Raw genomic sequence first — 26,051 nt, 5'->3', positions numbered from 1 at the left:
GACTATCAAAACAATCTTTAAATCCAATTTTCTAATCCCAGTTCTTACACCGCGCAGTGCTCATGATAATTCTCTAACACAATTGGTGCCCTTTCCACTTCAAAACCTTGATAGTGTTCCTGAACTTCATCCAATACTGCTTCTACCTCTTCTACTTCTTTTAAAGTCACGAGTTTGTTTCTGAATTCTTTGATTCCAGGTAAGCCTTTTAGGTAATTTGAATAATGCCTGCGCATTTCATTGATACCTACAACCGGCCCTTTCCATTCGACTGACTTGCGCAAATGATTTTTACTTACCTCTACCCTTTCCTCCACTGTCGGCGAAGGAAGTAGCTCGCCCGTTTGCATATAATGATGGATCTCGCGAAAAATCCAAGGATAACCGATGGCAGCACGACCAATCATAATACCGTCCACGCAGTAGCGGTTCTTGTACTCTACCGTTTTTTGCGGACTATCTATATCGCCATTACCAAAAATGGGTATTTGAATGCGGGGATTGTTTTTAACTTTCGCGATAAGCGACCAATCGGCTTCACCCTTGTACATCTGGCTACGTGTACGGCCATGGATAGCTAATGCTTTTATCCCTACGTCTTGCAAACGCTCGGCAACTTCCTCTATATTCTTTGTCTGTTCATCCCAGCCAAGACGGGTCTTAACTGTAACAGGCAGGCTAGTAGATTTTACAACTGCATCGGTTAGGCGAACCATCAAATCTATGTCTTTCAGCACGCCGGCCCCGGCACCTTTACAGGCAACTTTTTTTACAGGACAACCAAAGTTGATATCAAGTAAATCAGGATTTGTTACATCAACAATTTTTGCAGCCATGGCAAGGCTGTCCTCGTCACCACCAAAAATTTGTATGCCTATCGGCTTTTCATAATCAAAAATATCAAGCTTCTTGCGGCTCTTAATAGCGTCTCTTATCAGGCCCTCGCTGCTAATAAATTCAGTGTACATAAGGTCCGCTCCGTTTTCTTTACACACTGCCCTAAATGGAGGATCGCTTACGTCTTCCATGGGAGCAAGTAGAAGCGGAAAGCCTGTTAATTGTATGTTGCCGATAGTGATCATGATACTTGTAAAAATCCTTTAAAGCCTGCCAACACAACGTTGCAACCTGTTGTTTATAAGTTGCATCCTGTATCTTGCACGACTATTTTTTAAAACGCAAACTTACATTCTTATTCGTAGCTGATTTATGAAGACTTACTTAAAATATCAACCTCCGGCAGTGCAGTTTCTGGCTTTTTTGGGGCTGGCAGGTGGATTTCTTATTTTGAATTCTGCTGTTTCCACCTTCTTTTTTGGCGACATTGCAGGCGTGCTGCTTAACAAGAGTGCAGTTGTTTCACCAGATGTCATCGACAAGTTCAAATGGGCTCAATTGGCAGGTTCAATAATATCTTTTATACTGCCTTCATTATTCTTTGGTTATTACTCCTCTCCGAAGTCGCTTCCTTATATAGGTATTCAAAAAGATGCTTCAATCATCTTATTCGGAGCGGCATTCCTGCTGTTATGTACAATTCAGCCCTTTATCGGTTGGTTGGGTGAAATAAATGGCAAGATTAACTTCGGTGGGCTTCAAAAGTCGCTTTTAGAAATGGAGGCGATGTATAACCGTGCACTACAAGTCTTCCTGCAGATGAAAAACTTTGGAGACTTGTTGATTAACCTATTTATTATGGCCCTCCTGCCGGCAATTGGTGAAGAATTGTTTTTTAGAGGTTCATTGCAAAAGGCGCTGCTCCGCATTAGCCACCGACCATGGCTTGCTATAGTCGTGTCGTCTGTTGTGTTTGCTTTGCTGCATGGCACATTCTTTAAAATACTACCCATTTTTACTCTAGGCCTAATTCTCGGCGTTGTTTATTATGTAACCCGAAACCTGTGGTATACTATTCTTATTCATTTTCTAAATAATGCCTTCGCCGTTTTATCTGTTTATTATGCGAACCGTAGCGAAACAATAAAGAAACTTGCCGGCGATGATTATTCTGTCCCCCTGTATGGCGCCTTTGTGAGTCTCATCATTGGCATTGGCATTATTTACTTCATTAAGAAGAAAAGTGATGAAGTATTGCCTTCAATTGTAACCAGTGATGATAATGATTATATTGCATAATCGCTTTTACGATAATAAGTATGACACATAAATGGCATCTTCTTTACGCTACCCGCAACCTCCCTCAGGCCAGTATTATAAAGGGAATGCTCGAGGAAAACAGCGTACCTGTTTTGCTGGTGAACAAGCAGGATAGCAGCTACCTTAATTTTGGCGACATAGAAGTTTATGTTCCCGTTTTATTAAAAGATATAGCCCGACACTTGGTAGACAAAGGATTACTGAATTAGTTACCCGTAGTGTTTGCAAATAACTCTGAAATTTTTTTGGTTGCTAACAGTAGTTCTCTTTTCATCATCGTTGTGTCACTCACTTGTACCGCAACCAAACCTCACCGGCTACGCTCGTTTTAGATACTTCCAACCCATTAGCTCAATTATATAAACATGGCCTTTAACGTTCAGACCTTTAAAACACGCGCGACAACTGCCGTAGTATTTGTGATTATTATGCTGGCCGGTCTACTCTGGAATCACTGGAGCTTCCTCATTTTGTTTTCTGTTGTACACTTTGGCTGCTGGGTAGAATATCAAAAATTAATAGGCTTAATAGATCCCGAATATCAAAAAATAACTCCCATACATAAATATGGAGTAATGATAGCAGGTTGGGCTTTTATGCTTTTTATGGCAGGCGGTGGCTATACGATTAGCAACCTACCGTTGCACATCATCGGCAAAGTATTGCTATTGGTCTCGGGAGTTGTGCTTCCGATATGGCTCATTTTTCTTACAAAAGATTTCTCCGTGAAAACTTTAGGTTACTCGCTTCTTGGTCTCTTGTACATTTCCGTTAGCTGGGGCTTGATGATTGGTATTAGAAGTACCGGTCTTGTTGCGCAAGGTTCTCATGTTTTTTTAGACACCGGTTGGATCATTCCTATTATTCTAATCGCTTCCATCTGGATAAATGATACGATGGCTTACATCGTTGGCTCCTTTATCGGAAAAACCCCTTTTTCAAAAATCTCGCCTAAAAAGACCTGGGAGGGAACCGGCGGCGGTGCTCTTCTCTGCGTTGCTGTAGTGACCCTCGGCGGTTATTATCTTTTTAATATAAAAGATATTGCAACCCTTATTGTCATTTCCTTGATCGCTGCAATTGTTGGTACGAGCGGTGATCTACTTGAAAGCAAGTTGAAAAGAATGGCGGGCGTAAAAGACAGCGGACAACTAATGCCGGGACATGGCGGTTTCCTTGACCGTTTTGATAGTTTAATACTTGCCACTCCTTTTGTTTGGCTCTACGTTATTCTATTTAGCATCTAAAGGTTTGATGCCTTTTAAATAGTTTTTTCAATACGGCCAAAAGCATCTATTTTACCTGCTTAATAAACTGCAACTAACTGTGCAACCTGTACTTAGCTTAAACGGTATCACTAAATTTTACGGAAAAATTCAGGCCTTAAATAATGTTTCGTTTGACGTTCCGGAAGGAAGTGTTTTTGGAATACTGGGCCCTAATGGAAGTGGAAAAACTACCATGCTTGGTATTGTGATGGATGTTTTGAAACCAACGTCAGGAAGCTTTGAATTTTTTGGAAAGCCTGCCACTTCAATCCTAAGAAAAGACATCGGGACCTTACTTGAAACCCCCAACTTCTATCACTACTTATCAGGCGAAAGAAACCTTGCTATCGCAGCCGAAATCAAGGGAAAAGGAAGAGAAAATATACCTGCAGCGCTTGAAAAAGTAAATCTTACGGAAAGAAGAACAAGTAAGTTTAGCACCTATTCCTTGGGAATGAAACAAAGGCTCGCCATTGCCTCTGCTTTGTTAGGTAATCCCACCGTGTTGGTTTTTGATGAACCCACTAACGGACTTGATCCCGTAGGGATAGCAGAAATCCGTGAATTGATTAAACGACTTGCCGGGGAAGGCAAAACGATTATTATGGCCAGCCATATGCTAGACGAAGTTGAAAAGGTGTGTACACACGTAGCCATAATGAAAAGAGGAAAATTGCTGGCTTCAGGGCCGGTAGATGAAATACTGGTGAATGAAGACATCGTAGAAATATCGGCAAATAATCTTTCTCAGCTTGAGCTGGTCGCTTCAGGCTTACCTGGATATACAACTATAAAAAAGCAAAGCAATTGTATTCATGCCCTCTATCCCTCCGGCACGGCTGATCTTGAAGCAATCAATCGGCATTGCTTTAATAGTGGAGTTGCTCTTAATCATCTTCTGCTTAAAAAGAAAAGTCTCGAAGCAAAGTTTTTTGAGCTTACTAATAATTAAAACTCTTTATACAAATGTTCCAGCTTTTAAAAGTTGAATGGATGAAGGTTAAGAATTACCGCACCTTCTGGGTTTTGTCCATTTTATACCTGATCAGCGTTTTTGGCGCCATTTACATCGCTCACCAGATTTGGTCTTTAGCCCCAAAGAATAATGAAATGTCCAAAACTGTTATGGGCGCACTCTTTGACTTTCCTGATATCTGGCACATGGTAAGTTACATCAGCAGCTTTTTAATGTTTATGCTCGGGTTGCTGATTATCATTTCTTTCACCAACGAGTACAGTTATAAAACACACCGGCAAAACATTATAGACGGGTGGAGTCGAAAGGAATTTATTTTAGTGAAAATCGCGCTTACAATCGTCGTTGCTCTTGTTGCGACAGTCGCAGTTTTCATCACTGCTTTACTTTTTGGTTTGTACGAAAATCCGGCTTCTTTCACTTTTGAGAAAATCGAATACGTCTTCTATTTTTTTATACAGGCTGTCAGCTACTGTTCTGCAGCATTACTTTTTAGTCTTCTATTCAAAAGGGCGGGAATAACAATTGGCGTATTTTTCTTGTACACGCTAATTCTTGAAAACATGCTTGCAGCTTTTCTTAACCATTACACAGATAACTTCGGGCGCTATCTTCCACTTGAAACAACCGACAATCTTATCCGTATTCCCTTCGGAAAAGCTATCATAAATCAGTTCCTGGCATCTTACAACACTCCTGCGTTATTAACGATGACGGCTGTTTATCTTGCCCTTTACTACTTTATCAGCTTTAGGAAATTTCAATCAGATGATTTGTAAGGGAATTTTTTGCGCGATCTGAAGACTTGTTACTTTTCGTTTACCAGGTTTTCTAAAGCTCCTTCGATCGTTGGGTACTTGAAGGTGAAGCCGTCAACTCTTACTTTGTCTGAGCTTACGGTCGCGCTCTTTAATACTTCAACGCTCATCTCTCCCAGCATTAGTCTAAGCGCAATTGCCGGTACATGAGCATGAATGAAAAATCGCCCCTTCATTTTTTCAGCTAACAAAATTGTCAGGTCTTTGTTTCTTACAGGAGTTGGGGCAACAGCGTTGTAAACGCCATGCATGTTTTCATTTTCAATTGCAAACAGAAACATTCTACATACATCTTCTATATGTATCCAACTAATTACTTGTTTACCGCTACCTAAAACACCTGCTATTCCGAATTTAATTGGCTTTTTAAATTCCGGTAAAGCACCTCCATCATTACTTAAGACAATGCCTATTCTAAGCTTTACAAGTCTTTTGCCTTCTTTTTGTACCGGCTCAATACTTTCCTCCCACAGCCGGCACGTATCACCAAGAAACTCTTTATCCGGTCTCATGTCTTCTGTAAAAGCCGGTTTTTTAGCTGATCTTTTTTCATCGTCACCATAGTAGCCGATTGCAGAAGCGCTGATTACAGCTTTTACCTTATTTGGTATTTCTTTTATTGCCTTCACCAACAGTGCACTACTCTCTGTACGGCTTTCTACTATTTCTTTTTTTCTATCTTTTGTCCACCTTTTGTCTGCTACTCCTGCCCCGGCAAGATGGATAATATAATCGGCGCGGCTTACCGCGTTCTTGTCGATATTCTGATCTTTTACATTCCAAACAGCGTAAGAAATATTTGGACTGTGGGAAGACTTTTGTTCTCTTGTTAAAATAATAACATCATGTCCCTTGGAAGTAAGTAGTTCTGTAAGAGCTGAACCCAGTAAACCGGTTCCCCCTGTAATAAGTATAGTGGACATAGAGAATATTTTAGCAGAAACGTTTGTTGTAAGCATATTTCGATACTAAGAAAAATTGCCTAAAAACGTTCTTAGTAGTAACCTCATTCCTGCTATAACAGCGAAATTCGTCTCAAGTTCACAACATAAGAAACTATGTCTGGAAATGCAGCTGAAGTACAGGCTCTATTTGGGCTGTTGGATAACTTTTTCCACCCTCACCATCTTACCTATTTCATTTACACCTTCAAGTATTACCCTATAAGCTTTCGTAATATCATTGTTGTAAAACTCAAAACGAACTTTCTTTCTGGTAGCATCAGTTAAAATCATAGGGTTCCAATAAAGGGTTGTGCGATAGTCGGCCGTGACCTCCGATGATCCTGATAAATCTTTATAATTAGGAGAATAAAATTCTTTTGGAGCAGAATAACCAACCACTAAACTTTTATTTAAACCTTTTCCTGGTTCTTGTTTTACATCACCGCCTTTTTTAGTGTACACTGCAATCGCTCCACCAGCTCCGCCACCGGTTGCTCCAATAAAAGGAGGGCGCATTACTTTAATATAAGCCACGTCACTAACTGATATGGAAGAAATTTGAGACACGTCTGTCTGCATTTCATTTAAGAAAAGCGCCGGCCTGCTACCCCTCCAGGTTAGAGATGCATTGGAGCCTTGACCGGTTATTTGCAGGCCCGCAACCCTTCCCTGTAAGAAAGAAAAAATATCGAAATAAGAGGTCGCCTGGTTGTTCGTCAGATCAAAAGAGTAGCCATTGTCGCCCCTAAACAACCCACTTGCATATTTCTCGTCCAACTGTTGAGTAGGGCTTTTGGTTCGCGTTTTTACCGTTACCGCCTCTAGTACATTACCTTTTGGATCGAATTTGCTTCCTAGCTGAAATAGCTTATCTGCAAAAAATTTTGTCCTTGCAATTGCCGCCGTATCAACTTCTAAATTCAAAGGCCTGTTTAAAAAATCAATTCGTCTTGCTCCCTTTATGAAGTTGTTATAGAACCCTAAACTCATTTCCTTTTCCGCTTTTTTATCTTTCATGAACTGGTAGAAAACAGTAGCTGTATCATAAAAAATAACATTGGGTAGCGTGAATTTATCAACGCCCGTTTTAGGCATTTCCAAAAATTGGGATGAAGAATCTTTGCTTTGTATAAAGATCAGCAACTGTTCGTCAGTTCGAAGCGGTGAAGCGGTTGTGACACCAAAGACTTTGGCTTCAAGAGTCAAATAGTTGTCAGCAGGAAACTTGATAACAGGCTTTCGTCCTCTTGCAAGGGTAGCCCAATTGTACCGGCGCCAACCATGTGTAAGCAAAACAAGATCAAGATTATTGGCAGTGCTATCGGCGTTATTAGCAAAATAATAGGTGGGATTATAAACATAACCTTTGATGTCTCCCGACAGTAACATCCTTGATATAATATTGTCTCCCGAAGTCTGCCTTCCAATAGCCGCATCGGTAACGGCCAATGAAAGATTAGATAAGACAGTGTCGTCGACTTCGATCTCAATCGTATTTTTTGCCCTAAAATTTGTGTTCAACTCAGGAGTGTTCACTTTTGCCTGGAAAGTATAATTGCCGTTATTTATCATTGTTATCCTTTCCGCAATAGGCTCCCAGGTATCGCTAAAGATGGTGATCTGCATTATTCCGGATGGCAAATTTTCAACAGGGATAGTGCCACTCGTAACTTTTGTTTCAGCAAGGTTTGCTTTGGCTTTATATATTCTTTCCTGTCCAAGGAGAGCAATAATGTTTACTTTTTTCCAGCTTTCCGGAACCTCGTCTGTTCGCGTCAGCATAAAAACCTTTTTACCTGATGCGCCTGATATTTTTAAAACATACCCCTGGGCTTTTACTTCAGGCAAGGATATCGTTTGCTTTTTTCCGGAGGGATCATTCCATACTGCTTGGTATGTTTCATTCGGAGAGGGAGTTAAATTGAAAGCACCCATGCCATCGTGCTTAGAAGAAAAAGAAGTAACGACGGTGCCTTTGCTATCCACAATGTTTCCGTTTGCAGCAACGGGCAATCCCAATTCATCGTTCGCTTTAAAGGCCACTACAGATTGAAGGTTATTGACAAGGTTTCCGCCTTCAGGGAAAAATTGTATAGAATAGGTTTTAACTACCTCCGACTTCTTTTTTTCTGTTAAGCCGGCTTTGTCGGTGACGACAATATTTTTCTGGAAGATAAAAGCCGTATCAAAATTATACATCCAAACAGTGTAGCCCCTAAAGACCATGTTTCCAGCAGGCATTGAGTCAGGCAAATCAAAGCTTCCTGACGAAGAAGACTCAGCTATAGGATATACCTTTCGTTGCACAATATTTCCCTTGTCATTTACCAGCTCCGCATAGAAATTTTTGCTTGTCGAAGACAAACTGAAACCGGAAAAAAGGTAGGCCTTAAACCAGATTGTTTCGCCGGCTCTATAAAGGTCTTTGTCAAAATGTACATAAGCCTTTTCATCCGGCACCTGCTCCGAGTAAACCTTGATCATCGAGTCAATTACCTGGGCATGTATGGATAGAAATGATATAAAGAGAAAGATGGAAAGAAGCAGAGTTTTCTTCATGTATTTGTATTTAACGTCAAAACGCTAAAAGCGAATTTAAGGCAAATAAAAATGTTCATACTGCCAATAATAAGAGAAATTATAGCGGTGGAGCAGGGTATAAAATTTGGTCAAGTGTATCGAACCTAAGCTTGGCCTTTTGCTTAAATATCACTTCTGGTACTTCAATAGGAAACAACTATACGTTTCTTTACCGCATATCAATATCGGGTACGAGCATTTGGTTGAACTAGGTGGAAGAAGAAAGCTTAACAAAGAATTTGAAAATACGGAGTGGAGGCATCCTGCTTTTAGGTCTTATGGGGATTATTTGGAGACGGAAGAATTTACAGAAGGGCTAAAGAACATCCCTATACTTCGCGGGCTGAAATTGTAAATGGTAAACTCTCATGCAAACCAGGGCCTTGACCCTTGACAGATCCTTCGTCCTTTCGCAATCCTTAAAATATAATCTCCCTTCTTTAATTAGACGGATATCGGTACAAAAGGATGAAATACGGCTGGTTGTATCGTAGCAAGTACTCCCCACAATTGAGGCTGTTGGCATTGTTTTTTACCTGATCTAACTATCACAAAAAACAAACATTATGAACTCGAAAACAAAAGTAATCATAGGCGCTTTAGCAGTTGCTGCTTTAGGCAGTGTTGTAGCAGGATTATTTGCCACCGATGAGGGCAGAAAGACAAGAAAACAGCTGGCTAAAAAAACCAGGAAATTGAGAAATAAAACTTTACAACAGGTTGGTGAACTTAAAGTAAGTACCCGCCGGAAATACGAAAACGTGAAGCAGGCGGCCAGCGACATTGTAGACCAGGGAATCGAAAAAGTTTCAGGTATTGTAAGTAGCGCGGATGATGCAGCTAAAGCAAAATAGGAATTGAACAAAACGAAAGGCTTATCAATTTTATTAATTGATAAGCCTTTGTTTTGATGTCTAACTCTTATTACAATGAGGTTAAAGCTTTTTTAGTTATCCAAACCGGGTTTACTATTTCCGTGGGTTCGTTTTAAAGAGTAACGAATGTTTTTGTGTTGGAAATTATTTTTTTAATTTTTTAATATTAAGGCTATTGTCACTGGATCTATTGCGACCATATCTACTAACCTTAATGACTTTACTATTTTGGCGTGTTTAAGTGTTCCCTGTGAGATGTATTGTTAGCGTATATCCCAAGTATCCCTCACCTGTGTTGCGGTTTCTTTATGATCACTGAAAAAATCGCAATAACTCCATGTTCCGGCTTTACCAACAGCCACTTCTTCTAGTATGGCTTTATAATCTTTTAAGTAAGCATTAGGGCTTACATGCTTAATCACAAACTCTTTAAGACGTTTGTGCACACCCATGCCCAGGACGGGTGAGTAACAATACTATAAACGTTTTCAATTCGTTATATCCTGATTAGTCAATTAATTATATGGATTACACGTATCGGGCCTGGAAAGCTTCCAAGCTCGGGTGCTGTTCTTTATTTAATGCAGAAGACTGATTGAGGAATATTAGCTGAAGCAATAGGGATTAGATTCGTTAGAAGTTTTTTACGATCCCACTTCAACTAATTTTCGTTTGACTGCTTACAAACCAGGTATTCCTGTATCTGTTATTCGAGGAACCTGATTAAAATCAATTCATGACGCTTTACACTTTAAATAAAAAGGTTCATTTATTCTCTATAGCTCTAGCAGTAATGTTGTCATCCTTCCAGGCGGTTCTTTCGCAACCACTGCAGGCAATAAAAGCGGGTCCGCGAAAGACGATGGTTAGTGATAGTATGCTACCCGGATTAATGATGAAAGTGGCTTCCTATACGGCTACTATTGACCATACCGATTTTTTGATTAGGCGTAAATTCAATATTACCCCTATTTCGTTCAATCTACCAGACATTGAAAGACGGGTAAAAGGGTTTAAGTCAAGACTGGAGAAGAAGGGTAACCAGATGAACCTTCGTAGTTTAAATAGCGGAATAATCATGTTGCATGAAATTTCAGGGAAGCTGGATTCATACCACAAGGTTTTAAACAACTTCAGCAATGAATTAACGCAGAGTAACACAGAGGTTAAGAAAATATTGCGTGATCCTGTTCTAAATTTCAATGTATCAGATTCGGTTTTGCTTGAGCAGTTACAGGATATACGCGTTGAGGGACACGAGCTCGACTCGATGCAGCAGAAGACCTTGACGAAGGTAAACTTGTTAAGAAATAAAGTATCGGTTAACCTACTTCAAGCCACTGATATTATATCAGACATGCACTACCTGGCTCTTTCGTTTAAGATGGCGATGTGGGACCAGGAAGAGTCTCCCCTGTTCAGTTCAAAGAAAGAGGAATACAAAAACGACCTTGTCGAAATAACTAGCTTGGGTCTGCAAAGGTCGTGGCTGATCATACTGATTTATTTAAAGGGGAAATGGAGTGTAATAACCGTTGGACTAATGCTTTTTATTTTTACTTTTTCGTGGATGTTATTGAATATGACGCGGATAAGAAAACAACAAAATGTAGCTGCAGTCGTAGCACCAATGCACTTTCTAAGTAGAAGTATTTTCATTGGATGCCTGATGGGTTTCTTTACGTATCTACCATTCTTTTTTGCCAATCCGCCAATGTCATTTCTGCATTCGTGCGAGGTGCTGCGTTTAGCAACTCTTACCTACCTGATATTACCCTATTTATCAAAACAGTCCAAAATAATATGGTTCTCGTTGAGCTTTTTGTGGCTATACTATGCACTGGATAATATACTACTTGAATCGGCATTTGGGGAACGCTGGGGGCTGTTCTTCGCAGGCGTCTTACTGGCCGCTATTTGCGTGAAAATAGTTATTAACAAAAAGCCCGGCTTTACCAGGCTGGCTGAATCTCCGGCAACCCGGGCTCTTGCAATTTTCTCACTGTCACAAGTAGTATTATCAATTATTTTCAACCTTACAGGAAGGGTATCGCTGGCAAAAATATTTGGCGTGAGCGCCGTTCAATGCCTCTTACTCGGCGTTAGTTTCAAAGTATTTTGCACGATGGTACTTGAAGCTATTTATGTTCACTCCGAAGCTTACCGTGATAGCCGCTTCGCCAAGTTTATTAATTATAAAATTCTTGAAAACCAATTTTTGAGAATCCTTTGGGTGTTGTCAACAATAGCATGGACAGTCTCGCTAGCTCGCAACTTTACTCTTTATGATGCAATGCTTGAAGTGCTTGCTTCTTTCTTCAACGAAACAAGAACAATTGGCAGCATGGTATTTTCATTTAAAAGCGTAGCTATTTTCATTTGTATCATTTGGCTTTCTTCAGTGATATCGGGTGCCATCAACTTTTTCTTTGGAAACGAAAAAACAAAGAACTCGAACAGCCGCAGTCGGGTAGGCTCAATGATGTTGCTGATACGCTTAACCATTTGGACACTCGGTTTTTGTATCGCAGTCGCTGCTGCCGGCGTTCCATTAGATAAACTGTCGTTGATGTTAGGTGCACTGGGCGTAGGCATTGGCTTTGGCTTGCAGAACATCGTGAACAACCTGGTTTCGGGGGTAATACTTGCATTTGAGAGACCCATACAAGTGGGCGATCTTATAGAAGTGGGAGGCAAAACAGGCGTTGTAAAAGAAATCGGCGTAAGAAGTAGTAAGATAAATAACAATGAAGGAGCTGATATTATTGTGCCAAACGGCGACCTGTTGAGCCAGCATCTGATTAACTGGACAATGCAGGATCGTAACAAACAGATAGAATTTTTGATTGACATTCCATACCAGGCAGATATTAAAAAGATTACATCGCTAATACAGGAAATGCTGGCGAATAATGAAAAAATAATTAAAGATCACCCACCAGCCGTAGTATTACAACATTTTGGCGACCTGGCGATCAAGCTGAAAATCTTGTTTTGGGTACAAGACTTGACCGAGGCAGGAGCAATCCGCAGCAACGCAATGATAGAAATTTATAATTTGCTAGCTGCTAACGGTGTCCAATACCCTGTTTATAAAAGTCCTCTTATAGAACCATACATACCCAAAACTATAACCCCATGGAAAATAACAGAAGGCACTTCAGAGTTAAGCTAACAGAGGCATTACTTAGTAGGCTGTAAATAATACTACTAATTATTTGCTTGATTAATAAGTGATCGTTATACCTGCTCCGTATCCCATGTCGCTGTCGTAGTGAGTTGAAGCAGTTAGCCATTTAGAAAGTACATACCGAAAGCCGGCCATGTATTCCTTATCCGTATTAGCCATTACTCCTAAACGAAGACGTGGAGTGACGGGGATATCTTCCCTGCTTAATTCAAAACGAAACTTGCCTTTACCATCAACTCTTGCATCGGCTATAAATAAACCAGGTGTCATGTATTGTACACCAGCAGTAAATGTTCTTCTGTTGTTCTGGTTGCTATATTGACCGAAGAAGTTTTTCTCGCTTTCGTTCTCTTTATTATTCTTGTGATAATCAAAACCGACATAAGGAAACAGCCATTGATTGACCCCTATGTATTTTCCAAACATTGTTTCGCTTTCATAACCATGCTCTGGATGTGATCCTAAACGCCATTCAGTAATTATTGCATAACGGTTTGAGGAAAGCATTGCCTCCCCATCACTGCCATTAGTCTCTAAACCAATTCTTGCCATCAAATGCTTCATAATATTGTCTGGATGCCTTTTAAACTTTTTATACGCTTTTTCGGCATCTGGCAAATCCGGATTGACAGGTGAATTAGCATAGGTAAATACTCTGCCCATGCCCGCCATCATGTGAAACAAAATGTGACAGTGAAAGAACCAGTTGCCATCCTGGTTTGCGGCAAATTCGATGGTATCTGTTTCCATTGGCATAATGTCAATCACATTCTTTAGGGGCGAATATTCTCTCTGGCTATTTACTACTCTAAAGTCGTGACCATGCAGGTGCATTGGGTGACGCATCATTGAATTGTTGGTAAGAACAAGGCGAAGGTTTTTACCTTTGTTGATTATTATCCTGTCGGCTTCTGTAACTGTCTTGTTATCTAAAGTCCAGACGTAGCGGTTCATGTTACCGCTAAGGTTGAAGTGAAGGGTTCGTGTATTTCCCTCCGGTAAAGATGTTTTAATAGGCGAGCGAAGCATATCATAATTGAGTGTAACAATGTTACCACTGACAGGAGTACGCATGTTGCTCATGTCGTGCTGCATGTTACCCATGCTTTGATTTTTCGTTTCGGGATTATTGTTCCCTGAAGCCGCCGTGTCTCCCACACCCCCTGTGATCTCGGGATACATTACAGTGTTCATGTCCATCTTTTGAAGGCTCATATTCATTCCCATGTCTTTCATGGTGCCGTCGACATTCATCATATCGTTCATCATCTTCATGCCTTCGAAATATTTGAGACGAGGCAGTTTGAAGGCCGGCATTTTCATGCCTGTTCCTAACCAAAGTGAAGATGCACCTGTACGGTCTTCTGACGTTGCCCTAAACTCGTAACTCATGTTCTCCCGTATCGTCACAACTATATCATACGTTTCTGCCGGGGCAATAATTAGTCGGTCTACTTCTACCGGCGTTACCTCATTTCCATCGTTACCTACTACACTCATTTTACCACCTCCAAATGTTAACCAGAAGTAGGTTGACGCACCTGCGTTAACAATATGAAGTAGTACTTTATCACCCGCTTTAAATTGTTGTTCCTGTGTTTCAGGTTTGCCATTCACTAAAAATTTCTGGTACCAGTCATCGCTAACATCCATTGCTTTCATTCGCTTCCATTCGTTGACCAGCTTCGTTTTTAGGTGGCCTTCTCTAATAGCCACCGAATAACTTTGAGTACTACCCTTCTTTATAGCAAACCAATCATTCGCTGTTCGTAGTCTCCGTTGTGTTTGCATGGGGTTTTCATCCGCCCACTCACTTAAAACTACATTCACCTCGCCCCAGCTCTCTCTTTTAGAAGAGAGAGGTTGCGCCTCTTCTCTTTTATTCAAGATCAATGCGCCATACATGCCTACCTGTTCTTGTAGTGCACTGTGAGAATGATACCAATAAGTACCGTTCTGAACTACTTTGAATTTGTATACATAAGTGTCACCGGGATGAATAGGCTTGGTTGTTAAGAAGGGAACACCATCAAAGCGGTTTGGCAAAATGATACCGTGCCAGTGCAATGAAGTTTCTTCTTTAAGTTGATTGTGTAAATGAATCTCGGCTGTATCGCCTTCAGTAAAAGTTAGGGTCGGACCAGGTATAGAGCCATTGATTGCAACAGCTTTCTTGTTTTTTCCTGAAAAGTTTACGGTCGTATCTCTAACAAATAAATGGTAAACCACAGTTTTACCTGCTTACAGATTTAATTTGCCGCTTACCTTTTCATCCGCAAGATCAGTGCTACCTTCTTGCTTTGTTCCGTTGCTGCTTGAACTTTCCGGCTTAGTATCCTGTATTGTTTTTTTGATCAAAGTCATACCACACTTTGGACATTTGCCTGGTTTGCCTGATTGAACTTCAGGGTGCATAGGACAAGAGTACATTACCTTCTGTTCAGCCTTAGAAGCATCGCTATTGCTCATGTTCATCTCACTATGGTTATGCGCCTCAATCGTTTCATCCTTTACAACTTCCTGCGCCTCCTTGTTAACTGCAGAAGATTCAGTTGTAATTACTGACTTTTTAGTTGCTGGCGATTTTAAAGTAGTTGTCTTTACTGTCTTTTTTGGTGTATTGACCTTAATTGTTTTTTTCTTTAAAGTCATCCCACACTTTGGACAATTACCCGGCTTAGACATTTCCACTTCCGGGTGCATGGGACAAGTGTACATCACTTTCGTTGTTTGTGCAGTTGCCGCCGCTACGAACAATAAAGCCTGCATTAATAATAAGAATATTCTTTTCATGAAATATTATTTGCATTGCTTGAAAGCATGTAATCAAATCAGGGGAAAGATTGACTATAATGTTTCTTGCACCTCGCCACATGTTAGCATAGTAGTACCGTAGTAGGGGTTCTTAATTTGTTTTTCAAGACTAAGCCAAGAGGCTTTTTTCATCGGACAATACTGCAAATAAAGTGGCTTATCGCTTAACTTAAAAGCCTTAGCAACAGATGCCATGTTAGATGAAAGAGAGGCAAAAATTTCCCGTTGCTTTTTCAGATCTTTTGTTGCTGAAATTTTACCAGCATCATTAGAAAGGATATGAACATTGCCTTCTGAAATTACTTTATAGTCAACGGTGTTAGCTGTTCGTAAAAATTGGTTAGCATTAGACGCAGCAGAAGTTGCATCACCTGCTACCAAGGCATTTTTTATATTGAGGTATGAGGACAACAGCCGTGAAAACTGTTGTTGTGTGTTCGCATCAACTACCGTTGCCTTGGTAGTGTTTTCTTTATTTGATGTTGTTGACTTCTGCTCGTGGCCAGCATGATCGTTCTGTGTAATTGCAGCAATAGATGTATAGCCAAGAATAGTTGCTATTAAGATTAACTTTTTCACTTGTAAATGATTTGATGTTTTAAAAAAATTGAACATTCTACGATATCAATACTTGACTCGAGCCCGGCTGCAAGCCCTGGTTTCTTATGACAGCTTTTCAGCCTTGTAACCCGCTTTTTCGACTGCCTTAATAATTTGTTCTTCGTCAAGGTTTTCTGATGTTACCGTAAGGACTTTCTTTGGGTTAACGGTATCAACTTTCCAGTTCGTTTCTCCTACTGTCTTGTTTAAGGTAGGGGTAACTTTCGCCACACAAGCGCCGCACATAATATTCGTTTTTACTTCTATTGTTTTCATGACCTTTTGTTTATTTCGTTATGTAAAATTAGTTACAACCTTTCTGTCGACTATTACAGAATTCCTGATTTGATTTACACAATTTCGGGATCATAGATAAGGGTACTTTCAGTGGCTAAAATGACGAAATAAAAAGCTATGGGACTCTTGTATAGTTCGTGGAATAGTGATTTACCGTACAAGAGAGTGACACAAGAATGTTGATTAAAATGCTTCCGCTTAGTGCCCGAAAAGTTCTTTAGTCACAACCAGTTTCCTATAAACAAGGCCGGTTTATTTATTAATCTTTACAGACTACTTGCCGATACAGAACTTGCTAAAAATGTAGTCTAACTGGTCCTCGTTTGTGATCTCGCCTGTGATCTCGCCGAGGTAGTGTAAGCATCTTCGGATGTCAAGTGATAGCAAGTCACCTGAAATATTTATTTCCATTCCCTTCTGGATATCGATGAGAGACTGGTGCACTAACCGCAATGCTTCATAATGTCTTGCGTTAGATACGACGCTGCTTTCTGTTTGCAGCTTTCCACCAAGTACCTCGTCGACCAGCCTTTGCTTAACAATGTCTACATTCTTTTTATTGCCGGCTGATATGTAGAGTACATTAATGTTAGCAAACTTTTCCGCCAGCACTTTATCAGAACTAAGATCAATTTTATTGCCTACAAGTAAGTAGTGTATGGCCTTCTCATTCATTTCATGGATGACCACTTGCAGCTCTTCCTTGTTGATTTCATTCACATCAAATAGGTAAATAACTACATCCGCCTGGCTCATCTTTTCAAGGCTCCTTTCGACTCCAATGCTTTCAATTAAATCTGTTGTATGTTGGCGGATACCTGCCGTATCGATAAGCCGGAATAGGATACCATCAATATTTAAAACTTCTTCAATGGTGTCTCTTGTAGTTCCGGCTATCTCACTTACAATAGCCCGGTTTTCATTAAGGAGCGTATTTAATAAAGTTGATTTTCCGGCATTTGGTTTCCCGATAATAGCTACCTGTACCCCGTTCTTTATCACGTTACCTAAAGCAAAAGAGGATAACAGTTCATCCGTCATTTTTTCAGCATTATTGATAATACTATTCAATTGGCTTCGATCAGCAAACTCCACATCTTCCTGGCTAAAATCCAACTCAAGTTCTATTAGGGCAGAAAAAGATAGAAGCTGGTCGCGCAGCGTTTTAAGGACTGACGAAAAACCTCCTCTAATGTTTTGAAGTGCGTGTTTACGGCTAATCTCTGTATTGCTATAGATTAGATCAGCTACGGCCTCTGCTTGTGTAAGATCAAGCTTGCCATTCAAAAAAGCTCGCTGTGTAAATTCTCCGGGCTTAGCCAAACGGGCTCCGGCGGCTGTAATATCGGTAATAATTTTTTCTAAAATATAAGGTGACCCGTGCGAAGAGATTTCAACCACGTTTTCTCCAGTATAAGAAGCAGGCCCTTTAAATAATGAAACAACGACCTGGTCAATGGCCACACCATCTGCTTCAAGAAGACCAACGTGCAGCGTATGCGACTTACAAGCACAAAGATCTTTAGCGGGAAAAAGGCGGTCAACTATTTCGATTGCTGACTTACCACTTACTCTTACCACACCAATTGCCCCTATTCCTTGTGGAGTTGCAAGAGCTACAATTGTATCGTTCCAATCTGCTAATTTCCCTAACATCCTTTTTCAATTTTAGCAAAACTAACCGTATTTGTAATATTGCCAGTTTGTAAAAGAAGGCTGAAAATGGTTTAAAGTATGCGGATGATCTAAAATGCGTTACAGCAATAATGCTAAATATAACAATGCTTTGCAACCCGGCACCTCACAAAAAAAATCCTTCAATTGGAAGGATTTTTAAAAAGTATCATAAAAACATTCTTACTACAGTTCCTTAATTTTTAGATTCTTGAACCAAGCCTCACTTCCGTGATCCTGTAAGCCGATGTGGCCTTTTTTCGACATACCGTAGCCCGGCGCATCCTTCCACTTTCCTTCGGTCTTCTTCTTCTTCCACTCGTCGGTCCACATTTGAAAGTCCAGCAGTTTTTTACCGTTAAGCCAATGTTGCACATGCCCTTTATTTACTACAATTCTTGTGGTGTTCCATTGACCAACGGGGTTAGGTGCGGCAGTCGGCGCTGGATCCATTGCATAATTTGCCCCTGTCTTTTGCCAGTCTTCGAGCTTTTGAGGAAAGTTTAGATCGTCGATGATCTGGTATTCAGGGCCGCTTAAATACGCAGCTTTGAACTCTTCCGTTACCAGGTATAAAATTCCGCTGTTCCCCTGGGGAGAAATTTTCCAGTCTACCGACAAGTCGAAATTTTCGTATTGCTTGTCTGTAATCATATCAGCTCTTAAGTCGCTTTTATCAGTGGAACTGCCCTTGCAATACATTACTCCATCCTTGGCTGACCATGAGTTAGTCTCCTTATTTTGATAGGCGCGCCAACCATTCAAGCTTTTGCCATCGAACAATAGTTTCCAACCTGTTTTCTTCTCGCTTGGCGTGAGCGTGTTATCCTTGCCTGCCATATAAGAATAACTGCTTAAAACGATCGCCGAAACAACCACGCTAACTGCCAAAATCTTCTGCTTCATTATTGTGTTTTATGTATTTAGTAATTTTAAATTCTCAGGATCCCAACGCATAATTTTATTATTGAAATAACTGTCGTTGCACAACAATGCAGGGGCGGCGGCCCGATATCCAAACAACGGATCTTCGGTTACTTTACCCTTGTTTCTGATGGCAGATGCCCAGTTATAAAAGTGATCAAAGTGGGCACCTTTATATCCCGGCTCAGCAGTATATTCCATCTTTCCAGGAGGCATCATAGATTTACGATCGTACACATATTCTTTTCCTGCGCCGGTAATCTTCGTTTGTGTTAGCGGATCATTTGGGTCTGAATGGTCGCTATTTCTAAACACAGTCACTTTATCCCACTCGACTGTCATCGAGCCTTCACTTCCAACCATTCTCAGGTAGTTGGTACCGCCCGTTCCATCTATAAAGTTTACCCGGAGAGATAAATTAAAAGCAGGGTGAATTTTGGTTTCAGGATAGTCGAACATGCCAAGCATTACGTCAGGCACTTCTCTTCCATCTTTCCAATATCTTAAACCACCGGTAGCCATAATCTTGTCCGGACCTAGTGAGCCTGTAACAAAATGAAGGCTTGAAAACAAATGCACAAACAAATCGCCTGAAACACCTGTTCCATAATCGCGGTAGTTTCTCCAACGGAAGAAGCGGGTGGGATCAAAAGGTCTTTTATTAGTGTTCTCTACAAACCTATCCCAGCCCACGTTAGCAGGAGAAGCATCGGGCGGAATTGGATATTGCCACGCACCTGTTGGGGACATTCTAGCATAAAATGCTTCGGCATAATTGAGTTGTCCGATAGCACCATCTTTAAGCAATTGCCTGCCTTTTTCATTTCCCAGAGAACTCATGCCCTGGCTTCCCACCTGCATAATTACCTTGTTCTTATTCTGCGCGGCTATTACTGCGGGACCTTCAGTAATGTCGTGCACCATTGGCTTTTCGCAATACACATGCTTACCACTATTCATTGCTGCTATAGAAATGTCCTTATGCCAATGATCCGGCGTTGCAATGATTACTGCGTCAATATCTTTTCTGTTGATAATGTCTTTGTATTCACGGGTAGTGGTTAAATCACTACCCCACTTTGTTTTTGCAGTTGCAAGGCGACCATCGTAGAGATCGCACACTGCCACCAGTTTTATTCCCGGAACTGTGATGGCAGTATTTGTGTCCGCAGTTCCCATTCCACCGGCCCCAATTAGGGCAACTTGTATCTGGTCGTTGGCTGAGTATTTCTGTCCACTTCTCACAAGTTCTTCCAGGTTCCGTTTGCGGTCTTTAGCCGTAACAATCGAAGGTAGTAAGGCAGCACCGACAACTCCTTTAGTCATTTTACTAATAAAGGAGCGTCTTGAATCATCGTTATTGATTTTTGACATGCACGTTTTTTTAAAATTATGTGAACTATAAAATGCCTGACTAAACTAAATATTTTTCTTGTAACGGGGTTGAATCTATTTGAAGCCGGCACAGGTTTCCTCGATGTTGCATCGTTGCGTCGCACTCTTGTACTTCAGGTAAACCTGTTGATCGGTCCAACTTATGACTTCACAACCAGTACCCCGCATTTATACTTTAATATAAATCCGTCTCTTATTCAGCCACCATCCTACTGCCCAACAGACTAGCATAAATGAGATAGCAAACAAAAAAGACCCAATAGCGCCCGGGGCAATAGTTTGAAAAACCGTGCTGTTTATTGACCCAAACAGGTTCTCGCCTCCACCCGTAGGTATCATGTAAAGAATAATTACAAGTACCTCTGAAAGGATATAAATAAACAACGGGTTCCTTCCGAGAATAAGAAAAAAGTCCGTCCACTTTAGCTGATTTTGGTTCTTTATCTCTAGAATGTAAACAAGGGCTGAAATCAGTAAAAGGTCAATTCCTGTAGTTAGCAGAACAAATGGGCTACTCCATAATTTTTTATTAATCGGGAACACCATGTTCCACCACAGGGCAATAAAAATAAGGAGCGCACCTGTCAGCATCAGTTTAGAAATTGTTTCGTAGCCTTTGCCTTTTTCCTGTATAAATTTTCCTGCAAAATACCCGATCACGACGTTTACAATCGAGGTCATTGTACTCAGCCAGCCTTCGGGATCGAATGCCACACCTTCGCCATGATACATATGATTTGGTCCCATTAGAAATTTATCCAGGTAAATGCCTGCATTGCCGAGCATGCTATACGGCTGGTCACGGTCACCGAAAAGAAGTAAGATGATCCAATAACCCAGCAACAAAAGAATGCTGGCAATAACAACCTTTTTCGGCCTTAAATAATGTATTAACAAAGAGGCAAAAAAGTAAGAAAGTGCGATGCGTTGCAGTACGCCCATGATGCGTGTGTTACTAATAGGCGCGCCAGTGATATGACCTGAATTGTCAAGGCGAAAAAAGGGAAACCAATACATTAAATAGCCAATCAGAAAAATCAGCAGCGTACGCTTAATTATCTTTTTAAAGAAAGCTGCGTTACTAATCTCTTTGTACCTGCCAAGGGAAAAGCTCATCGCATTTCCTACAGCAAATAAAAACGATGGGAAAACAAGATCGGTTGGAGTAAAGCCATGCCACTGAGCATGCTCAAGGGGAGCAAAAGGCGAAGCGCCACTTCCGGGAGTATTTACGATGATCATAAAGCAAATTGTCATTCCCCGGAATACGTCGAGAGAAAGAAACCGCTGGCTTTGTCCATTCATATATCAATAGTTAGTGTGTGTGTGCAATTAATTCTCCTCAACAATTCGAGAATTGATGACTGACTGTCCGTCAGGTGTAAATAATACAATTCCCTTTTTCTTTTGCACCGTTCCTGCGGAGTCGGTATACTGGAAATCTAGTGAATACTGTAGAGGATTTTTAAAAGTAGTATCAGCCGAATTTTTAAGAGTGTCTTCCTTGAAACCGGTTATGTCGAAAGAACGTGCGCGACGCAGCTTTCTCCTGATTTCATCCTTAGCAATCAACTGTCTTTTGTCACTTTCGTACGAATGGTTTTCGCAGCCTAGAAGTATAACAAGCAAAATTAGGAGCAGATGCCGCATAGTAGTTTGGTCTCTATTAGTTTGGTCTGTATTAATTGAGGAAACTAAAATACCGATAAGATTCAAGGATGGACAAAAATTATTTCTAACAAAAAGACAGAACCACCAAACATTGGCAAACCTAAAAAAAGGGCCAGAAAACCTTTAATCCTTTAAAGCGATTGCACCTACAAGCAAGCTAAGCACCAGAAGCTGAATTATCCAAATGATATAGAGTTGAAGTGCTTGCGACGCAACGATGATGACCAAAGAAGCAGTACGCGTACTCACAAAAAAAATGCTATGTATCTAAAACTAACCTGGCAAGCTGCCCTATCGGAATATTACATTTATCCTTTCTTTATTCCTTTCATCACGAAAATCACTACCTTTTGTAACTTAATTTTCACTGGGTCGTTCAACCTCAAATACTTTTATAAACTCAAAATTATGTTATTATGAAAAAGTCGCTTTTTGCATTATTCACTCTAATTGCCGTCGGTGGCTTCGCGCAGTTTCAGAAAATAACCGGGGACGGAAATCTTAAAAAAGAGACACGAGAAGTAAGCAGTTTTACAGGTGTAATGGTCGCCGGTAGCGTAAACGTTGATTTGAATTATGGGGACTCGAAAACCATAACAATAGAGGGTGATGAAAACATATTGCCATACGTAGAAACTTCAGTTGAAAACGGAAACCTTGTGATAAAAACAAGAAATAAAGTAAGCATAAGTAGCAAGCATAAAATTATTGTTCATGCATCGTTAACCACCCTTAAAAGGCTAAGGGTTTCCGGCAGTGGAAACATTACGGGTAACGGTGATTTTAGCAACGACAGCAGGACTGACATTGCTGTCTCGGGCTCTGGCAACATTAACGTGGGAATAAATTCATTTGCTGAAACCAAGATAAATATTTCGGGCAGCGGAAATGTAACGCTGAAAGGAAGGAGCACCAACAACATTGACGCGGGCGTAAGTGGCAGTGGTAACATTGACTGTAGCGAGGTAAGCTGCAACGACGTTTTAGCACATGTCAGCGGAAGTGGCAACATAAAAGTTTACGCAAACAAAAGCATTGATGCAAAAGTGAGCGGCAGCGGAAACATTTATTACAAAGGCTCTGCGACAAATATTAGTTTAAAATCTTCGGGTAGCGGAAAGATTATAAAGGCTTAAGCCGCTGCTCAGTATTTTTTAATCCCCTTACAATTTCTGTAAGGGGATTTTTTGTTTGACAGAAATTATAAATCAAAAGGTTCAATTACTACATCGTCTCCTTTTTTTCTTCTGGTGGTCTCAATACTCCTTTGTCAAGTTTTACCTCATTTTTAAAAAATCCCTTTTTAACGTTAAAACCCTTCCAACAAAAATATTTTGAAGAATAACTATAAAAATAGTTGTACAACTAAAAAATTAGTTTCATCTTTATGTAACTAATCTTTTAGTTATAAATGAAGAAGAGTTTAACAAAGGCGGAAGAACAGATTATGCAGGCGCTATGGAAAATTGAAAAAGGTTTTCTCAAAGAAATCATAGATGCACTACCAGATCCAAAGCCGCACTCCAACACAGTAGCTACCATTTTGAAAATACTGGTAGATAAAAAATTTGTAGGTATAGAAACATTCGGCCGCCAAAACCAATATTCAGCTTTAGTGGCAAAGGACGAATACACCAGCAGCTCGATTAAAACTTTAGTAGAAGGATACTTTGACGGTTCATTTAGCGATGCTGTTTCTTTTATGGTCGATAAGAACAAATTAAGTGTCGAAGACCTTGAATTACTGTTGAAACAAATTAAAAAACAAAAAAAGTAAATGATGCTAACCATTGCCTGGTACCTGTTGAAAGTAATGTTATGCAGCGGCATATTATTCGGCTATTACCTGCTTGCATTGCGTAACAAAAAGTTTCATTTATACAACCGGTTCTATTTGCTCTCGTCGATCTTATTATCGTGGATAATACCATTGCTGAAAATTAATTTTTGGGAAGGGGCGACGAGTAAGCCGCAGGTGATAACGCTGTTATCTGTTGTAGCCAATGGTAACAGGTTTGTTGAAGAAAAAAGCAATTATACATGGACCTGGAACGGTGCAATATTATTTGTTTGTGCCTTTGTCTCGGTACTATTCTTAATACGCTTTGTACGAGCTATTGTAAAAATCAGGATGCTTATCCTTAAAAACCCTTCAAGCAAATGGAAGGATATAAATTTTGTTTTTACCAATGTTAAAGGCACACCTTTTTCATTTTTTAAAAACATTTTCTGGAATACTGAAATTGATTTGCATTCTAGCCAGGGCGAACAAATACTGAAGCATGAGTTAACTCATGTTCGCGAAGCGCATACAGTAGACAAAATATTCCTAAGCATTGTACTTATTGTTGGATGGTATAATCCCTTTATTTGGCTTATTCGCAAAGAGCTAAACATGATACACGAATTTATCGCCGACAAAAAAACAGTAGCACAGGGAGATACAGCATCTTTTGCTGCAATGCTTTTAAAAAGCGCTTATCCCCAATATTCATTTCCGCTTGCGAATTCATTTTTTTATTCACCTGTTAAACGAAGATTACTTATGCTTACCTCATCTAAAAAAACAAGCTTTACTTATGTGCGCCGAATTGCTATCCTGCCATTATTAATGTTTACCTGCGTCCTTTTTGCTTTTACCTTAAAGAAAGGAAAAAGCAATTCAGATGGAAACGAGATGGTTTCAGGAAACAGAATAACGATTGAACCAGCTAACAAAGTGTTGGAAGAAAAAACAAATATTGGAGTAGAGGACACAACTAAAAAGAAAGGAAAAACAGTATCCTTTAGCAATATTACCTTAAACAATTCGGGGAATAAAGCAGTTACAGTTGAAGGTTCGAAGGTGTTTTTAGCAACTGAAAAACTACATGAAGCGCTAATTGTGCTTGATGGCAAGTCTATACGTGAAGAAGAATTGGAAAAAATAATAAAGCCGGAAAACATCAGGGAAATAACAATCTTAAATGCCGAAAATGGCTTCAAGAAGTATGGAGAAAAAGGAAAGCATGGTGCTGTTGAAATAAGATCGGGTGTGCAAGCCGAGCAAAGCGACATTAAAGTGCAGGGCGGTGAGATCACAGAAACATACCAGGAAGAGCAGAACAAATTTGATAAAGTATTTACCAAAGTTGAAAATCCACCGGCTTATAAAGGCGAAGTGCCTTTTGCAGAATATGTAAAAGCAAATCTTCGCTATCCATCTAATGCCATAGCTAAGAAAAAAGAAGGTAAGGCTATTATAAAATTCATCGTAGATCAAGAAGGTAATTTGACCAATTTTAAGGCTGTAAGCTCTTTGGGAAACGGCCTTGAAGAAGAAGCAATACGTTTGATTAAAAGCTCATCTCCATGGACTCCTGCAATTCAAAATGGAAGAAAAGTCACATTTCAAGTAATTCAAGAAATTTATTTCAAACTAGGCAACCAGGATGTATCAAACCAGAGCGAGGCTGAAGCGCAGTTCCCGGGTGGAGCCGATGCATGGAGAAGATATCTTGAAAGAAATTTAGACGCAAATATTCCCAAGAAAAATGGTGCACCCCACGGAGACTACTCCGTAGTGTTAGAATTTGATGTAGACAGCAATGGCAGCATTTCTAACATTCACTCAACCTCGAAGAATGGGTATGGAACAGAGGACGAAGCGATAAAATTGATAAAAAAAGGTCCAAAGTGGGTGCCGGCAAAAAAGAACGGTTCGTTTGTAGCTTCTACAGTACGACAAACAATTACTTTTAGAGTTTCGGAATGAAGCCGGAGGTAGATACAAAATGCCCTCCCTAGTTAATAAACAAAGCCCTTTCAAATTCCTTTTGAAAGGGCTTTTTCTTTTCAAAAAAATCTACTCTTGCCTGCTTGCCCCACT

General features: G+C 40.2%; 24 protein-coding genes. 11 read left to right on the top strand and 13 right to left on the bottom strand.

The genetic code is table 11. The features are described 5' to 3' along the window. Positions 1–44: 44 nt before the first annotated feature. Positions 45–1,082: a tRNA dihydrouridine synthase DusB gene (dusB, locus tag SAE01_RS09255; RefSeq protein WP_147203473.1), complete on the bottom strand. Its 1,038-nt coding sequence runs from the start codon at positions 1,080–1,082 to the stop codon at positions 45–47. Between the two features lie 127 nt (positions 1,083–1,209). On the opposite strand from dusB, the gene SAE01_RS09250 reads away from it, so the two are divergent. From SAE01_RS09250 to SAE01_RS09230, 5 genes are all read left to right on the top strand, one after another. Continuing rightward, a complete protein-coding gene (locus tag SAE01_RS09250; protein ID WP_147203472.1) occupies positions 1,210–2,136 on the top strand; it encodes a CPBP family intramembrane glutamic endopeptidase in 927 nt (308 codons plus the stop codon). Positions 2,137–2,156: 20 nt separating this feature from the next. After that, positions 2,157–2,366, top strand: coding sequence for a putative signal transducing protein (locus tag SAE01_RS09245; RefSeq protein ID WP_147203471.1), 210 nt, complete (start codon positions 2,157–2,159; stop codon positions 2,364–2,366). Positions 2,367–2,522: 156 nt separating this feature from the next. Further along, a complete protein-coding gene (locus tag SAE01_RS09240; RefSeq protein ID WP_147203470.1) occupies positions 2,523–3,404 on the top strand; it encodes a phosphatidate cytidylyltransferase in 882 nt (293 codons plus the stop codon). Between the two features lie 79 nt (positions 3,405–3,483). Then, complete coding sequence (locus SAE01_RS09235) at positions 3,484–4,377, top strand: ABC transporter ATP-binding protein (protein WP_147203469.1); 894 nt, start codon at positions 3,484–3,486, stop codon at positions 4,375–4,377. Positions 4,378–4,391: 14 nt separating this feature from the next. Next, positions 4,392–5,180, top strand: a complete 789-nt coding sequence (locus tag SAE01_RS09230) for a DUF2705 family protein (protein WP_147203468.1) — start codon at positions 4,392–4,394, stop codon at positions 5,178–5,180. A 29-nt stretch (positions 5,181–5,209) separates the two neighbouring features. Here SAE01_RS09230 and SAE01_RS09225 read toward each other — a convergent pair whose 3' ends face one another. Next, positions 5,210–6,142 carry a TIGR01777 family oxidoreductase gene (locus tag SAE01_RS09225; protein ID WP_147203467.1) on the bottom strand — a complete coding sequence of 311 codons (933 nt, stop codon included), beginning with the start codon at positions 6,140–6,142 and terminating at the stop codon, positions 5,210–5,212. A 165-nt stretch (positions 6,143–6,307) separates the two neighbouring features. Continuing rightward, on the bottom strand, positions 6,308–8,722 hold the full coding sequence (locus SAE01_RS09220; RefSeq protein WP_147203466.1) for a hypothetical protein: 2,415 nt from the start codon (positions 8,720–8,722) through the stop codon (positions 6,308–6,310). Between the two features lie 139 nt (positions 8,723–8,861). Between SAE01_RS09220 and SAE01_RS09215 the strand changes: the two genes are divergently transcribed. Then, entirely contained in the window at positions 8,862–9,098 is a 237-nt protein-coding gene (locus tag SAE01_RS09215; protein WP_170234123.1) for a DUF488 family protein, read from the top strand. A gap of 211 nt (positions 9,099–9,309) precedes the next feature. Continuing rightward, a complete protein-coding gene (locus SAE01_RS09210; RefSeq protein ID WP_147203464.1) occupies positions 9,310–9,597 on the top strand; it encodes a YtxH domain-containing protein in 288 nt (95 codons plus the stop codon). Between the two features lie 284 nt (positions 9,598–9,881). Here the strand turns inward: SAE01_RS09210 and SAE01_RS24440 are convergent, their stop codons facing one another. After that, the gene (locus SAE01_RS24440) at positions 9,882–10,070 is read right to left on the bottom strand and encodes a hypothetical protein (protein ID WP_170234122.1); all 189 of its coding nucleotides are present in this window, start codon (positions 10,068–10,070) and stop codon (positions 9,882–9,884) included. A 284-nt stretch (positions 10,071–10,354) separates the two neighbouring features. Here SAE01_RS24440 and SAE01_RS09205 point away from each other — a divergent pair, with 284 nt between their 5' ends. Next, positions 10,355–12,793, top strand: coding sequence for a mechanosensitive ion channel family protein (locus SAE01_RS09205; protein WP_147203463.1), 2,439 nt, complete (start codon positions 10,355–10,357; stop codon positions 12,791–12,793). 51 nt (positions 12,794–12,844) lie between these two features. Here the strand turns inward: SAE01_RS09205 and SAE01_RS09200 are convergent, their stop codons facing one another. From SAE01_RS09200 to SAE01_RS09160, 9 genes are all read right to left on the bottom strand, one after another. Then, positions 12,845–15,037: a multicopper oxidase domain-containing protein gene (locus tag SAE01_RS09200; RefSeq protein ID WP_147203462.1), complete on the bottom strand. Its 2,193-nt coding sequence runs from the start codon at positions 15,035–15,037 to the stop codon at positions 12,845–12,847. 12 nt (positions 15,038–15,049) lie between these two features. Then, positions 15,050–15,601 (bottom strand): heavy metal-binding domain-containing protein, encoded by a 552-nt coding sequence (locus SAE01_RS24795; protein ID WP_147203461.1) that lies wholly within the window; start codon positions 15,599–15,601, stop codon positions 15,050–15,052. Between the two features lie 54 nt (positions 15,602–15,655). Continuing rightward, positions 15,656–16,201 carry a DUF3347 domain-containing protein gene (locus tag SAE01_RS09190; protein ID WP_246113193.1) on the bottom strand — a complete coding sequence of 182 codons (546 nt, stop codon included), beginning with the start codon at positions 16,199–16,201 and terminating at the stop codon, positions 15,656–15,658. Positions 16,202–16,285: 84 nt separating this feature from the next. Next, complete coding sequence (locus SAE01_RS09185; RefSeq protein ID WP_147203459.1) at positions 16,286–16,498, bottom strand: heavy-metal-associated domain-containing protein; 213 nt, start codon at positions 16,496–16,498, stop codon at positions 16,286–16,288. A 294-nt stretch (positions 16,499–16,792) separates the two neighbouring features. Further along, complete coding sequence (mnmE, locus tag SAE01_RS09180; protein WP_147203458.1) at positions 16,793–18,175, bottom strand: tRNA uridine-5-carboxymethylaminomethyl(34) synthesis GTPase MnmE; 1,383 nt, start codon at positions 18,173–18,175, stop codon at positions 16,793–16,795. 204 nt (positions 18,176–18,379) lie between these two features. After that, entirely contained in the window at positions 18,380–19,099 is a 720-nt protein-coding gene (locus SAE01_RS09175) for a 3-keto-disaccharide hydrolase (RefSeq protein WP_147203457.1), read from the bottom strand. Between the two features lie 9 nt (positions 19,100–19,108). Next, positions 19,109–20,491 carry a Gfo/Idh/MocA family protein gene (locus SAE01_RS09170; protein WP_147203456.1) on the bottom strand — a complete coding sequence of 461 codons (1,383 nt, stop codon included), beginning with the start codon at positions 20,489–20,491 and terminating at the stop codon, positions 19,109–19,111. A gap of 189 nt (positions 20,492–20,680) precedes the next feature. Beyond that, positions 20,681–21,817, bottom strand: coding sequence for an acyltransferase family protein (locus SAE01_RS09165; protein ID WP_147203455.1), 1,137 nt, complete (start codon positions 21,815–21,817; stop codon positions 20,681–20,683). A gap of 27 nt (positions 21,818–21,844) precedes the next feature. Beyond that, positions 21,845–22,162 carry a hypothetical protein gene (locus tag SAE01_RS09160; protein WP_147203454.1) on the bottom strand — a complete coding sequence of 106 codons (318 nt, stop codon included), beginning with the start codon at positions 22,160–22,162 and terminating at the stop codon, positions 21,845–21,847. Positions 22,163–22,599: 437 nt separating this feature from the next. On the opposite strand from SAE01_RS09160, the gene SAE01_RS09155 reads away from it, so the two are divergent. From SAE01_RS09155 to SAE01_RS09145, 3 genes are all read left to right on the top strand, one after another. Continuing rightward, positions 22,600–23,319 carry a head GIN domain-containing protein gene (locus tag SAE01_RS09155; protein WP_147203453.1) on the top strand — a complete coding sequence of 240 codons (720 nt, stop codon included), beginning with the start codon at positions 22,600–22,602 and terminating at the stop codon, positions 23,317–23,319. A 275-nt stretch (positions 23,320–23,594) separates the two neighbouring features. Beyond that, on the top strand, positions 23,595–23,960 hold the full coding sequence (locus SAE01_RS09150; protein WP_147203452.1) for a BlaI/MecI/CopY family transcriptional regulator: 366 nt from the start codon (positions 23,595–23,597) through the stop codon (positions 23,958–23,960). Beyond that, on the top strand, positions 23,961–25,937 hold the full coding sequence (locus SAE01_RS09145; RefSeq protein ID WP_147203451.1) for a TonB family protein: 1,977 nt from the start codon (positions 23,961–23,963) through the stop codon (positions 25,935–25,937). The last annotated feature ends 114 nt before the right edge of the window (positions 25,938–26,051 follow it).

It is taken from the genome of Segetibacter aerophilus, from assembly GCF_007991655.1.
GTDB lineage: Bacteria > Bacteroidota > Bacteroidia > Chitinophagales > Chitinophagaceae > Segetibacter > Segetibacter aerophilus.
The sequence above is the reverse complement of the archived record's forward strand: the minus strand, read 5'-3'. Positions and strand labels throughout refer to the sequence as shown.

What these genes read in the sequence shown, in the direction of transcription:
- SAE01_RS09240 (WP_147203470.1), top strand. Translation starts at nt 2,523, where the DNA reads ATGGCCTTTAACGTTCAGACCTTTAAAACACGCGCGACAACTGCCGTA.
- SAE01_RS09145 (WP_147203451.1), top strand. Translation starts at nt 23,961, where the DNA reads ATGATGCTAACCATTGCCTGGTACCTGTTGAAAGTAATGTTATGCAGC.
- SAE01_RS09225 (WP_147203467.1), bottom strand. Translation starts at nt 6,142, where the DNA reads ATGTCCACTATACTTATTACAGGGGGAACCGGTTTACTGGGTTCAGCT.
- mnmE (WP_147203458.1), bottom strand. Translation starts at nt 18,175, where the DNA reads ATGTTAGGGAAATTAGCAGATTGGAACGATACAATTGTAGCTCTTGCA.
- SAE01_RS24795 (WP_147203461.1), bottom strand. Translation starts at nt 15,601, where the DNA reads ATGAAAAGAATATTCTTATTATTAATGCAGGCTTTATTGTTCGTAGCG.
- SAE01_RS09185 (WP_147203459.1), bottom strand. Translation starts at nt 16,498, where the DNA reads ATGAAAACAATAGAAGTAAAAACGAATATTATGTGCGGCGCTTGTGTG.
- SAE01_RS09245 (WP_147203471.1), top strand. Translation starts at nt 2,157, where the DNA reads ATGACACATAAATGGCATCTTCTTTACGCTACCCGCAACCTCCCTCAG.
- SAE01_RS09170 (WP_147203456.1), bottom strand. Translation starts at nt 20,491, where the DNA reads ATGTCAAAAATCAATAACGATGATTCAAGACGCTCCTTTATTAGTAAA.
- SAE01_RS09150 (WP_147203452.1), top strand. Translation starts at nt 23,595, where the DNA reads ATGAAGAAGAGTTTAACAAAGGCGGAAGAACAGATTATGCAGGCGCTA.
- SAE01_RS09160 (WP_147203454.1), bottom strand. Translation starts at nt 22,162, where the DNA reads ATGCGGCATCTGCTCCTAATTTTGCTTGTTATACTTCTAGGCTGCGAA.
- SAE01_RS09220 (WP_147203466.1), bottom strand. Translation starts at nt 8,722, where the DNA reads ATGAAGAAAACTCTGCTTCTTTCCATCTTTCTCTTTATATCATTTCTA.
- SAE01_RS09165 (WP_147203455.1), bottom strand. Translation starts at nt 21,817, where the DNA reads ATGAATGGACAAAGCCAGCGGTTTCTTTCTCTCGACGTATTCCGGGGA.
- SAE01_RS09205 (WP_147203463.1), top strand. Translation starts at nt 10,355, where the DNA reads ATGACGCTTTACACTTTAAATAAAAAGGTTCATTTATTCTCTATAGCT.
- SAE01_RS09210 (WP_147203464.1), top strand. Translation starts at nt 9,310, where the DNA reads ATGAACTCGAAAACAAAAGTAATCATAGGCGCTTTAGCAGTTGCTGCT.
- SAE01_RS09230 (WP_147203468.1), top strand. Translation starts at nt 4,392, where the DNA reads ATGTTCCAGCTTTTAAAAGTTGAATGGATGAAGGTTAAGAATTACCGC.
- SAE01_RS09155 (WP_147203453.1), top strand. Translation starts at nt 22,600, where the DNA reads ATGAAAAAGTCGCTTTTTGCATTATTCACTCTAATTGCCGTCGGTGGC.
- SAE01_RS24440 (WP_170234122.1), bottom strand. Translation starts at nt 10,070, where the DNA reads ATGGGTGTGCACAAACGTCTTAAAGAGTTTGTGATTAAGCATGTAAGC.
- SAE01_RS09250 (WP_147203472.1), top strand. Translation starts at nt 1,210, where the DNA reads ATGAAGACTTACTTAAAATATCAACCTCCGGCAGTGCAGTTTCTGGCT.
- dusB (WP_147203473.1), bottom strand. Translation starts at nt 1,082, where the DNA reads ATGATCACTATCGGCAACATACAATTAACAGGCTTTCCGCTTCTACTT.
- SAE01_RS09175 (WP_147203457.1), bottom strand. Translation starts at nt 19,099, where the DNA reads ATGAAGCAGAAGATTTTGGCAGTTAGCGTGGTTGTTTCGGCGATCGTT.